Source organism: [Clostridium] cellulosi (assembly GCF_036762875.1).
Taxonomy (GTDB): domain Bacteria; phylum Bacillota; class Clostridia; order Oscillospirales; family Ethanoligenentaceae; genus Ruminiclostridium_D; species Ruminiclostridium_D cellulosi.
Window position 1 is genome coordinate 124,099 of sequence record NZ_JBAIZF010000024.1, and the last position, 11,899, is coordinate 135,997.

Genomic DNA, 11,899 nt, shown 5'->3' on the forward strand with positions numbered 1-11,899 from the left:
CTCCGATTTTATAATGAAACGAAATTTAGACTGCTCCCGTCATCGCGTCGAGCAGTTCATAACCGTCGTTTTTCACCGTAATGACCTTTATATTAAGTTCCTTTTCGACGTCGGCAACTGTGACGTCGTCAAGAAATACGTCGCAGTCGCTTTTCAGCATGACCGACGGAATCAACAGGGTATCCCCCAGTTCTTTGCCTTTCAACTGGTTTATTAGATCCCGCCCTGTAACAAGTCCTGCAACAGTAATATATTGTCCGAAAAATTCATTGTTTATAGGATATACCTTTACGCTGAGGCCTGCAACACTGTTTTGCGCTTTGCCTGCACATTTTTCAATAAAGGGTGCCGCCAATTCTCCCGTCGCTATTGAAACGGTCCGCGGCGTGTCCAGTTTTACAATTTCATTATACCGCAGCGCCGAGGAAAATTCACTGTCAAGTTGGGCAATAAGCCCTACTCCATTGTCAAGCTGGTTCATGTCCTCATAAAATGCGGCATCGTGTATTGGAAGTCCGGCTTTGAGGTAGAATTCATCGGCGGCGAAGGCCAGCCTCGTTCCATGCTCTTTTAAGAATTGTTCGCCGAAACGCTCTATTGTGTTTACGACCTGAAGCGCTTCCTCTTTGCTGTAAGGCCTAAGATTATAAAGCCCTTGTCTATACTTTGTTATCCCCACCGGAACGGCCGCGATGTTTTCGACTGCCGGGAAATATCTGCTCAAATCATTCAGTGAGCGCACAAGCTCCTCGCCGTCGTTAATCCCGGGGCACAAAACAAGCTGGCAGTTTATCTTGATGCCGGCCTCGGCAAGACGCGGGATAATCTCAAGAACCTTGCCTGCGTTCTTATTGCGCATCATTTTAACGCGGAGCTCGGGATTAGTCGTGTGCACTGAAATATTGATCGGGCTTATCTTCATCTCAATAATGCGGGAAACATCGCGCTCGGTGAGATTGGTCAGCGTAATATAATTACCCATGAGGAACGAAAGCCGCGCGTCGTCGTCTTTGAAATAAAGCGTTTCCCTCATACCCTTTGGAAGCTGGTCAATAAAGCAGAAAATGCAATGGTTGCGGCAACTGCGCTTTTCATCCATCAGGTATGTTCCAAATTCAAGCCCGATATCTGCATACTGTTCCTTTTTAAAATGTACGTGACGCACTTTGCCTTCCGAGAGGATTTCGGCGTCAATCTTCTCTTCCGTTATATAAAAGCGATAGTCAAGTATGTCATTAATCTCATGCCCATTGATTTTCAGCAGCGTGTCGCCCTTATTTATCTTCTTTTTGTAGGCGAGGCTGTCCTCTTGGACGCCGGTTATTACTGCGCTCATTTTCCCTCCGAAAACCTGCAGTCTATTTATATTAATAATCTTACTTATTATGCGCCTTTAAGTCAAATCGAACCACTTTGCATGTTAAAAATTATATTTTTTTGATATGCAGCGCTATGCTGAAAAACCCGCTGAATGCAAAAAAATAAGGAAGGATTTCTCCTTCCCCATCTTTTCTTATCAGGCTTCTTTTTTGATAACTTCCTTGCCGTTATAGTAACCGCAACTGCCGCAAACCCTGTGGGGCACTTTAAGTTCGCCGCACTGCGGGCACTTGACGAGCGTCGGTGCATCAAGTTTCCATACATTGGAACGCCTTTTATCGCGTCTCGCTCTCGAGACTTTTCTCTTAGGAACCGCCATTTATAGTACCTCCCTTTAAGATAAGCCGCTGAAGCAGCCTATCGCTGATTTTCATTTACTTCAAATTCAATAACTTTGAAAAAGGTGAGTTAATCTCTCTCTTGCAGCCGCATGGGCCCTCATTGAGGTTTTTGCCGCATATCGGACAAAGTCCCTTGCAGTCTTCACTGCACAGGTGTTTCATAGGAAGATTAAGAATTACATTTGACGATACAAGCTCATCGAGATCAAGAGTATCGCCTTCAACCTGAATGATGTCGCCGCTCTCACCCTCGCCGGATGCCTGCTTGGAAAGCACATTGTCAAAAGTAAAGCCGTAATGCTCTTTTAAAGGTGCGCAGCATCTGTCACATTCGGTAAAATAATCGAACTGAGTTTCAACATGAAGCTCAACGATGCCCGCACGGTTACGAAGCCGAGCCTTAACCTTCACCGGCTCTTTAAGCGGATGGCCGCCTGCCGGGTCTTGATAGCTGCTCATATCGTAATCATAATCGATATTACGGCTGTAACCTTCGCAGTCGAAAACTCCTTTTAAGTCAAGGATCATAGGATCCCCCCTTCCGACCGCTTTGACACATAAACTTTATCCGTTCAGCGGACATAAAAAAAGCCCAATATGTGCCTTTCAAAAAAGCTACGCAGAATATTATAAGTTATGGATAATCTTTTGTCAATACCTTTTTATATTGCAGTAAATTATTGCGGGAAATTTTGGCTCATAATTTTCGCGGGTTTAAATTAGATGGAAAAAGTTTTTTCCAATTTATAAGGTTGTCCGATTTCAGCTGTGGCACAGAAGCGATTATTTTCGCCATAAAGGTGATTAAATAATCAGGCGCAGCGGGGATAGCTATTAATTTACGCAAAAACAAGGGCGCCGCAGTCAATGCAGCGCCCTTGAACTTTATAAATATTTAAGCGACATATTGCTTCATGCTCTCCGGAAGTTCGGACGCATCGGCTGAAACTGTAATCACAACATTCACGTCATCTTTGAAAAGCGCATTGATTTTTTCAATGAGCTTTGCAATTTCGTCTAAGTTTTCACCTGCTATTTTTAATATAGAATCAATGTAAATCTCTTTAACGTCAAAGTCAGAAGCAGCGATGCCGGCGAGAAAACCATAAAAAGCGTCGCAGCCGGTTATATGATAGCTGTCGGTATCGAGGAGCCTTGCACCATGATTGATGTCATAAGTCAGTTTTGGGCCTTTTTCAATACAGACTACCTTGCCGTTTGAGACTTCCACTGCATTGTTTACCATGGAGATGAGCTGTTTTGTCTTTCCTGAACCTTTTTTTCCTGCAATCAGTTTTAACATAATGTACCTCCTGCAATTTATATTAGATGCGGAAAGTAATGAAAAACCGCACCGGCTTGGTAACTTATTTAGTGATTCTCGCCTCAAGAGCCGCCTTCTGAGCCTCATAACCCGGTTTTCCAAGCAGGGCAAACATATTCTTCTTATAGCTCTCGACGCCGGGCTGGTCAAACGGGTTGACCCCAAGCAGGTATCCTGATATCGCGCATGCCTTTTCAAAGAAATAGACCATGTAGCCGAATTCAGCCTCATTTATCTCCGGTATTTCAAGGACGATGTTAGGCACTCCGCCGTCAGTATGAGCGAGGACTGTGCCTTCAAATGCACGGTCGTTTACATACTGCATTGATTTGCCTGCAAGGAAATTAAGGCCGTCGATGTTGCCTTCAACTTCTTTTATAACGTATTCCGACTTCGGTTTTGCAAAGTGGACAACGGTTTCAAACATTGTCCTGCTGCCTTCCTGCACGAACTGCCCCAATGAGTGGAGGTCGGTTGAAAATGTAGCGGATGCCGGGAATATTCCCTTATTATCCTTTCCTTCGCTCTCGCCGAAAAGCTGTTTCCACCATTCGCCCATCATTGTGAACGCTGGCTCATAGCTTACGAGCATTTCGAGGCTCTTGCCGCGGCGGGCAAGGATGTTGCGGACAGCCGCATATTTATAGCAGTCGTTTTTCTCAAGGTCACAGACTGAAAGCTCTTTCTGTGCGGTATATGCGCCTTCCATAACCTTCTCGATATCGCATCCGGCAACAGCCATAGGCAAAAGGCCTACTGCGGTAAGGACAGAATATCTGCCGCCGACGTCGTCTGGGATTACAAAGGTCTCATAGCCCTCTTTGTCGGCGAGGCCTTTAAGAGTGCCGCGAGCCTTGTCAGTGGTGGCATAGATACGGCTCTTTGCGCCCTCTTTGCCGTATTTCTTCTCAAGCAGCTCGCGGAATACCCTGAAAGCAATCGCGGGTTCAGTGGTTGTACCGGATTTTGAGATGATATTGACGGAAATGTCGCGCCCTTCACATATCTCAAGTATATCGTTGAGATATCCAGAGTTTATATTGTTGCCGACAAAATAGATGTCCGGCGTATCTTTCTTTTTATTGTTGTAGAACGGCGATTTCAAAAGCTCGATCGCAGCCCTCGCACCGAGATATGAACCGCCGATACCTATAACAACGAAAACGTCCGAATCTTTCTTTATCTTTTCAGCCGCGGCTTTAATCCGCGCGAATTCATCACGGTCATAGTTTTCCGGCAGCTTAAGCCAACCCAAAAAGTCATTGCCAAGGCCAGTGCCGTTGTGCAGCATTTCATGAGCTGCTTTGACCTGCGCTTCGATTGCGCTGTATTCATGCGGTTTTATAAAACCGGTGAGATAATTTCCGTTAAATTTGACTGCCATTATAAATTTGTCCTCCCTTTTTCTACCCATTACATTAGAAACAGCTTTTTCTTCTATTTTATTTTGTATTACTTTATTACATTTTACTTTATAAGTACAAATATTGCAAGTATACTTAAATTTTATATTCTGACATAATCATATTTTTCCAAATGATTTCCATGCCTGTCAGCGCGCCATAAAACCGATGAGCCTTAGGAAGGCTTTTCCGAAACTCATCTTCGGTACTGCTTTATCTGCTTTTATTGACGCCGTTCCTATGTTTTTGCCATCCGACCATATCGTTATCTGGCCCAGTACCTGCCCCTTTTCAACTGGGGCAGCGACGTCAGAAACTATGTTTATCTTATGTGTTACACTCTTTTCCTTGCCCTTTTCGACCAATACATTCGGCAGATCCGTGACTGTAGCACTTACAGTATATTCTTCGCCGTTCAATACCTTTATGTTGAACTTTTTCTGCGGTATCTGAGCTTTTACAATCGACCAGCCGCCAAACCCGTAATCAAGAAGATTTGCCGCACTCTTGAATCTGTCTTTTGAATTGTCCGCTCCCATTATTACGGCTATAAGTTGCATGTCGTCGCGGCATGCCGTTGCTGAAATGCAATACCCGGCCTTGCTTGTTGACCCAGTTTTTAACCCGTTGATACCGTTATATGTCCTTATAAGGGAGTTTGTGTTGACAAGCTGAGTTTTCCCTCCCCGCAGACTGTCCATCCAAACCGTACAGAACTTGAATACGTCCTTATGCTTTAGAAGTTCACGAGACATCAGCATAACGTCATAGGCAGAAGTCAGGTGTCCGTCCGCGTCAAGCCCGTTTGCGTTTACGAAATGGGTATCGTTCATGCCGAGCTGCTTTGCCCGTTGATTCATCAGGTTCACAAAGCCCTGCTCGCTGCCGCCGATCTTCTCAGCAAAAACAACAGCCGCGTCGTTGGCGGAGCTAATCGCCATCGCCTTGAAAAGGTCAGTTACTGTCATCTGCTCGTTCGGCTCAAGCCAGATGTCTGAACCGCCCATGGAAGCCGCGTGCTCACTGCATGTCAGTTTCTCGTCCCATTTGAGCTTGCCCTCCTCGATTGCCTCAAGGGTCAGAAGCTCGGTCATTATCTTCGTAATGCTCGCAGGCGGCAACTTTTCATGCGAGTTTTTTTCATATAGGATTTTCCCCGTCGACTGTTCAACAAGGATTGCCGACTTTGCCGCAATCGCCGGCCCGTTTTCCGGAGTCTTGCTGTCGTCCGACTTTACATTATCCTGCACCGTCTGTTTTGAATCCTGAGAGTCTTGCATCACAACGCCGCTTAAGTCGGAATCTGATTGTTTAATACCGCTGGCAGCAGTGCCTGATGTCCCTGTGGTGCTCCCTGGGGTTGCCGCCGACACTGTCTGTTTATCCCGCCCCGGCAGCGTCAGCAGGGCAACAAAACAAAAAACGAGAACAAGCGCCACTGCCGCTCTTCTTTTCGACAACTTTATACACCTCCGTCTTTCGCACTATACATTGTAATGTATATGCAAAAGGCGGACACAAATGACGGGCAAGCTTACAAAGTTAAAAAATAACGGCATGCGGTTTGCATGCCGTTATGTATTACTCAACTATGAAAGGTTTGATTTCCTCAATAAACTTAGAGTTTGCATCGCACTGCGCATCGAGTCTAATTGGCTTTGACAAATCAAGGCTGAAAATACCCATTATCGATTTCGCATCAATAACATATCTTCCAGATGTCAAGTCAACCTCAAACTCATACTTGGAAACTATGTTTACGAAATTCTTAACATCATTGATTGTATTAAGCATGATTTTGTACGATACCATAAGCCCTGCCTCCCAGAATTTTTATATTTATGATAACTTTCCCTGACATAAATATAACAGCAGTTGGGTTGAGAGTCAATAGTCATTTGTAATTATGGGTGAATTTTATTATAATATACAAAAGACGGCTTTGTTTTTAAGTAATAAATCCTACGGCTGATGCTGCCAACAGATATTTTATGATAAAATCAGACACCTTAAAGCCGCTCTTTTTTATTCTCAAAAGCCGTAATGTTTGAAATGCTTTTCTTTAAACATACCGCACTGCAATCGGAGGATCAATGAAAGCTGCTTTTTACACGCTTGGCTGCAAAGTCAACCAATATGAAACGCAAATTATGGAACAGCGGCTCAAAGAAGCCGGTTATGAAATAGTACCGCCGGACAGCTTCGCGGACGTATATATCGTAAACTCATGCACCGTCACTGCCGAAAGCGACAGAAAAACACGTCAGATTCTTCGCAGGCTGAAATCCCACAATCCTGACGCCATCACCGTTTTATCTGGGTGTTTTCCTCAGTCGGCCGTCGAGCGCGCCTCTAAGATGGAAGAAGCCGATATTATCGCCGGCACAAAGGAGCGCGCCGAAATTGTAAACCTCATTGACGAGAGAATCAAAACAGGAAAACGGATTGTCAGCGTCTCCTCATATAACCGGCATGAAGCCTTTGAGCCTATGCGCGCGGAAAGCTTCTATGGGCGAACCCGCGCTTTCGTTAAAATTGAGGATGGGTGCGAAAGCTACTGCTCATACTGCATCATTCCTAAGGCCCGCGGGCCAGTCCGCTCTAAGCCTCCGGAAGATATCAAAACTGAGCTTCAGGGGCTTTCCGAAAAGGGTTATAAAGAAGCTGTTCTTGTAGGCATAGACCTTTCGAGTTATGGCAAGGACTGCGGCCTTTCCCTTGTGGACGCACTGAAAGCCGCCTGCAGCACTGATATCAAGCGCGTAAGGCTCGGCTCGCTTGAACCAAACGTCATTACAGAGGAATTTGTCGAAACCGTTATCGCGCTCAAAAAAGTCTGCCCCCACTTTCACCTTTCGCTCCAAAGCGGGTGCGCCGCCACATTAAAGCGGATGAACCGCCGGTATACCCCGGAGCGCTACAAGGAAGCTGTGGAGCTGCTAAGGGAGCGTATTCCGTCCTGTGCAATAACTACAGATATAATAGTCGGTTTCCCGGGAGAGACCGAGGAGGAGTTCAACGAGTCCCTCCGCTTTGCCCGAGAAATCGGCTTTTCACAGGCCCACGTTTTCCCCTACTCTAAGCGGGAAGGGACAAGGGCCGCAAAAATGCCGGGGCAGATTTCAAAGGCTGAAAAAGCCCGCCGCGGCCATATAATGGCTGAAGAGTGCCGCAAATCAAGGGCAAAGTTCCTTGAAAGCCATGTCGGGAAAACCTATCCGGTATTGTTTGAAGCCGGCGAAAACGGCGGATTCGAAGGGTTTACCCCCGATTATGTACCTGTTAAGGTAAATACTAAAAAGGACCTCCACGGCAAGATTGTTGATACCAAGATTACAGGCTGGAACGCTGACGGCTGTTTCGGGACTGTTGAATAAACTTATGCTTTTTATTGACTATATCCGCATATTCTTCTACCTTTATATTTATTTTTTAGAAATTTATAAACACTTAAATTTTATGTTGACGTTTGAATTTATAAGCGGTATTCTGAATGCGTAGTTTCGTTTTACCCTGTTTTGATTAAATACCCCTATAGTTCATAAGGAGTGTAAAAAGAGATGCCAGTCTATCGTATTTTTGTCGAAAAACGACCCGGTTTCGCTGTAGAAGCCGAAGGAGTCCTGTCGGATCTTAAGACGGCACTGCGTCCAGAAGGGCTTACCGGCCTTCGTATACTTAACAGATACGATGTTGAGGGGATAACCGAAGAGCAGTTTGAGCAGGCCCGCAACACCGTTTTCTCTGAGCCCCAGGTCGATATAGTCTATGACGAGATGCCAAAATGCGACGGCCGGATTATTGCGGTAGAATATCTTCCCGGTCAGTTTGACCAGCGTGCAGATTCATGCGCACAGTGCATACAGCTTTTGACGCAAGGAGAGCGTCCAAAAGTACGCACTGCGCGCTTATTTTACCTCAGCGGAGATATAAGCGACGAAACATTCGAGAAAATCAAGGCATACCTGATTAACCCCGTTGAATGCCGCGAAGCATCGCTCGAGAAGCCCTTGAGCCTTAGAGACGCTTATACTCGGCCCGGCAAGGTCAAGATACTTAAGAATTTCACAAAACTTACCCATGACCAGCTTGGCGAGATTATTAAAGAATTCGGGCTTGCCATGGATACGGATGATTTGGAATTCTGCCGTGACTATTTCCGGGACGTAGAGCACCGTGACCCGACAATGACGGAAATCCGCATGATTGATACATACTGGTCAGACCACTGCAGGCATACCACATTCCTTACCAATATCGACAAAGTAGAAATTGAGGACGACTTCATCAGGGACGCATATGAGCGCTATCTCAAATACCGTTCCGAGGTCTATGGCGAGCGCAAAAAGCCCATTACGCTGATGGACCTTGCCGTAATCGGCGCGAAAAAGCTCAAGAAAGACGGGCTTCTTGACGCTCTGGATGAGTCGGACGAGATAAACGCCTGCTCAGTCAAGATAAAGGTCGACGTCGACGGACACGAAGAAGACTGGCTCTTAATGTTTAAAAATGAAACACATAATCACCCGACCGAAATTGAACCCTTCGGCGGCGCGGCCACCTGTCTCGGCGGCGCAATCCGCGACCCGCTTTCCGGACGCGCCTATGTCTATCAGGCAATGCGCGTAACAGGCGCAGCAGACCCGAGAGTTCCCATTGAAAAAACACTTAAGTGCAAACTTCCGCAAAGAAAAATAACTGTTGGTGCCGCTCAAGGCTACAGCTCTTACGGCAACCAAATAGGGCTCGCTACCGGACAAGTCAGCGAGATATATCACCCGGGCTATGTGGCAAAACGCCTTGAAACCGGTGCAGTAGTCGGCGCGGTTCCCGCAAAGAACGTCGTCCGCAGTAAGCCTGAGCCGGGCGATGCGGTGATTTTGCTCGGCGGGCGCACAGGACGCGACGGCTGCGGCGGCGCGACTGGCTCCTCAAAATCACATACGCTCCAGTCGCTTGAAACCTGCGGCGCGGAGGTTCAAAAAGGTAACCCGCCGGAAGAGCGAAAGATACAGCGTCTGTTCCGCAACCCCAAAGTCACAAGAATGATTAAGAAGTGCAATGATTTCGGCGCAGGCGGTGTTTCCGTCGCCATCGGCGAACTTGCCGACGGCCTTAAAATAGACCTTTCCGCCGTTCCCCGCAAATATGAAGGGCTTGACGGAACTGAGCTTGCCATTTCCGAATCACAGGAGCGCATGGCGGTTGTTGTCGCACCAGAGGACGTTGACGAATTCATCAACGAGGCGGCAAAGGAAAACCTCGAAGCAACGGTTGTCGCCATTGTCACCGATGAACCGAGGCTGCGCATGTACTGGAACGGCGCAGAAATCGTCAGCCTTTCAAGAAAATTCTTGAATTCTAACGGCGCTAAGAAGCATGCCACTGCCAGAATTACAGCGTGCGATACTGAAACACTATACCTTTCGGAGCCCTTTAACGACCTCGGCAAAAAGTGGCTCGACACCATCTCAAATCTCAATGTCTGCTCTCAGAAGGGGCTTTCGGACAGGTTCGACTCAACAATAGGTGCCGGAACCGTCGCAATGCCTTATGGCGGCACTTATCAGCTCACGCCGATTCAGGCAATGGCGGCGAAAATCCCTGTTCTGAACGGCTCTACAAGCACATGCTCGCTGATGGCATGGGGCGCCAATCCGTATCTTGCAGAAAAAAGCCCTTATCACGGCGCCATGATGTCGGTCATTGAATCTGTTGCGCGGCTTATTGCCGCGGGCGGCAGCCGTAAACAAGCCTGGCTTTCCCTGCAGGAATATTTCGAGCGCCTCGGCACAAAGCCCGAACGCTGGGGCAAGCCGCTGGCTGCCCTGCTCGGTGCGCTTGATGCGCAGATTGGGCTTGGCATTGCGGCCATAGGCGGCAAGGACTCTATGTCAGGTACGTTTGAAAATATAGATGTTCCGCCGACGCTTATTTCTTTCGCATGCGGTGTTGCTCCGGCTTCCCGCGTCATGACACCTGAATTTAAAGCGCCCGGCCACAAGGTACTGTTGCTTCGCCCGAAATACGACAAGAACGGTGTGCCTAACTTTGCCTCCCTCAGAAAATTGTTTGACAAGGTTGAAAAGCTCATCGCCACAAGGAAGGCAAAGGCCGTCTGGGCTCTGTCTTTCGGTTCGATTGCTGAGGGCATCAGCAAGATGGCGTTCGGCAACAAAATCGGATTTACCTTCGCAAAGGGCGTTGACCGCGATATGCTGTTCGACCTTTGCTACGGTGCCTTTATCGTCGAGGTCGAGCCTCATACACTTGTCCGCGGAAAACTGCTCGGCTATACCTGTGAGCAGCCTGTTATCAAAATCGGCGGTTATACCATGAACCTTTCTGATCTCATTTCCGCCTGGCAAAAGCCCCTTGAGGAAATCTTCCCGACTAAGGCTAAAGCTCCGCAGGAAAAGGCAAAAACATATAACTACACAGTGCGCAACAACGCTCATCCTAAAGTCCATATTGCCTCGCCGCGGGTTCTTATTCCTGTTTTCCCGGGCACTAACTGCGAATACGATACTGCGAGACAGTTTGAACAGGCCGGTGCAATCTGCGATATATTTGTTATCCGCAACCTTAACGCCTCGGACGTTGAGGAATCGGTCAAGGAATTTGAAAAGCGCATAAAGAACAGCCAGATAATTATGATTCCCGGTGGATTCTCCGGCGGCGATGAGCCGGACGGCTCCGGTAAATTCATTACGGCATTCTTCCGCAATCCGCGTATCAAAGACGCGGTAACCGAACTGCTTAATCAGCGCGACGGGCTGATGCTCGGTATCTGCAACGGTTTCCAAGCGCTTATAAAGCTCGGCCTTGTGCCATACGGTGAAATCCGCGACATGGACGCTAACTGCCCGACGCTGACATTCAACTCCATTGGACGCCACCAGTCCACGTATGTGCGCACCCGCGTATCGAGCGTTAAGTCCCCATGGCTTGCTTACACCAACCAAGGCGAAGTCTTCTCAGTACCGGTTTCACACGGCGAGGGAAGGTTTGTTGCCTCGAAAGAGCTGCTTGAAAAACTCGCAGAGAACGGTCAGATCGCAACCCAATATGTCGACTTTGACGGCAATCCCTCTATGGATATCGAGTTTAACCCCAACGCCTCTGTTGACGCCATTGAAGGCATTACTTCCCCGGACGGCCGCATTTTCGGCAAGATGGGACACAGCGAGCGCATAGGCAAATATGTGGCCAAAAATATCGACGGCAACAAGGATATGCGTATCTTCGCAGCAGGCGTCGATTATTTCGCAATCTGAGCCGGTAATTCTAATACAAAACCATAAAAAGCCCCGCCTTGAGTATCTGATCCGCCCCTGTCAATGTAGACCAGGGAAATAATTAAAACATGGTTATTGAATAGCTACTGCCAAATGGTGGTAGCTCTTTTTATGCAGCAAACTTTGCCTTGTACTTCAGAATCCGTTTGTTCT

Annotated in this window: 9 protein-coding genes; 2 read left to right on the forward strand and 7 right to left on the reverse strand. The window is 47.4% G+C overall.

Translation table 11 applies throughout. The features are described from left to right. Positions 1-25: 25 nt before the first annotated feature. The 7 genes from V6C21_RS07445 to V6C21_RS07475 form a co-directional block, all read right to left on the reverse strand. Positions 26-1,336 (reverse strand): DUF512 domain-containing protein, encoded by a 1,311-nt coding sequence (locus V6C21_RS07445; protein ID WP_045085618.1) that lies wholly within the window; start codon positions 1,334-1,336, stop codon positions 26-28. Positions 1,337-1,516: 180 nt separating this feature from the next. Continuing rightward, positions 1,517-1,699 carry a 50S ribosomal protein L32 gene (gene rpmF, locus V6C21_RS07450; protein WP_034836912.1) on the reverse strand — a complete coding sequence of 61 codons (183 nt, stop codon included), beginning with the start codon at positions 1,697-1,699 and terminating at the stop codon, positions 1,517-1,519. Positions 1,700-1,754: 55 nt separating this feature from the next. Next, positions 1,755-2,249, reverse strand: coding sequence for a YceD family protein (locus V6C21_RS07455; protein ID WP_479268703.1), 495 nt, complete (start codon positions 2,247-2,249; stop codon positions 1,755-1,757). A 367-nt stretch (positions 2,250-2,616) separates the two neighbouring features. Beyond that, the gene (locus V6C21_RS07460) at positions 2,617-3,024 is read right to left on the reverse strand and encodes a hypothetical protein (protein ID WP_034836909.1); all 408 of its coding nucleotides are present in this window, start codon (positions 3,022-3,024) and stop codon (positions 2,617-2,619) included. Positions 3,025-3,088: 64 nt separating this feature from the next. Continuing rightward, a complete protein-coding gene (locus tag V6C21_RS07465) occupies positions 3,089-4,429 on the reverse strand; it encodes a glucose-6-phosphate isomerase (RefSeq protein WP_479268704.1) in 1,341 nt (446 codons plus the stop codon). A 168-nt stretch (positions 4,430-4,597) separates the two neighbouring features. Next, positions 4,598-5,908, reverse strand: coding sequence for a D-alanyl-D-alanine carboxypeptidase family protein (locus V6C21_RS07470; RefSeq protein WP_051492290.1), 1,311 nt, complete (start codon positions 5,906-5,908; stop codon positions 4,598-4,600). A 121-nt stretch (positions 5,909-6,029) separates the two neighbouring features. Continuing rightward, complete coding sequence (locus V6C21_RS07475) at positions 6,030-6,260, reverse strand: HPr family phosphocarrier protein (RefSeq protein WP_034836903.1); 231 nt, start codon at positions 6,258-6,260, stop codon at positions 6,030-6,032. Positions 6,261-6,541: 281 nt separating this feature from the next. Here V6C21_RS07475 and mtaB point away from each other — a divergent pair, with 281 nt between their 5' ends. Then, positions 6,542-7,825, forward strand: a complete 1,284-nt coding sequence (gene mtaB, locus V6C21_RS07480) for a tRNA (N(6)-L-threonylcarbamoyladenosine(37)-C(2))-methylthiotransferase MtaB (RefSeq protein WP_479268705.1) — start codon at positions 6,542-6,544, stop codon at positions 7,823-7,825. A gap of 183 nt (positions 7,826-8,008) precedes the next feature. Beyond that, on the forward strand, positions 8,009-11,725 hold the full coding sequence (locus V6C21_RS07485; RefSeq protein WP_479268706.1) for a phosphoribosylformylglycinamidine synthase: 3,717 nt from the start codon (positions 8,009-8,011) through the stop codon (positions 11,723-11,725). The last annotated feature ends 174 nt before the right edge of the window (positions 11,726-11,899 follow it).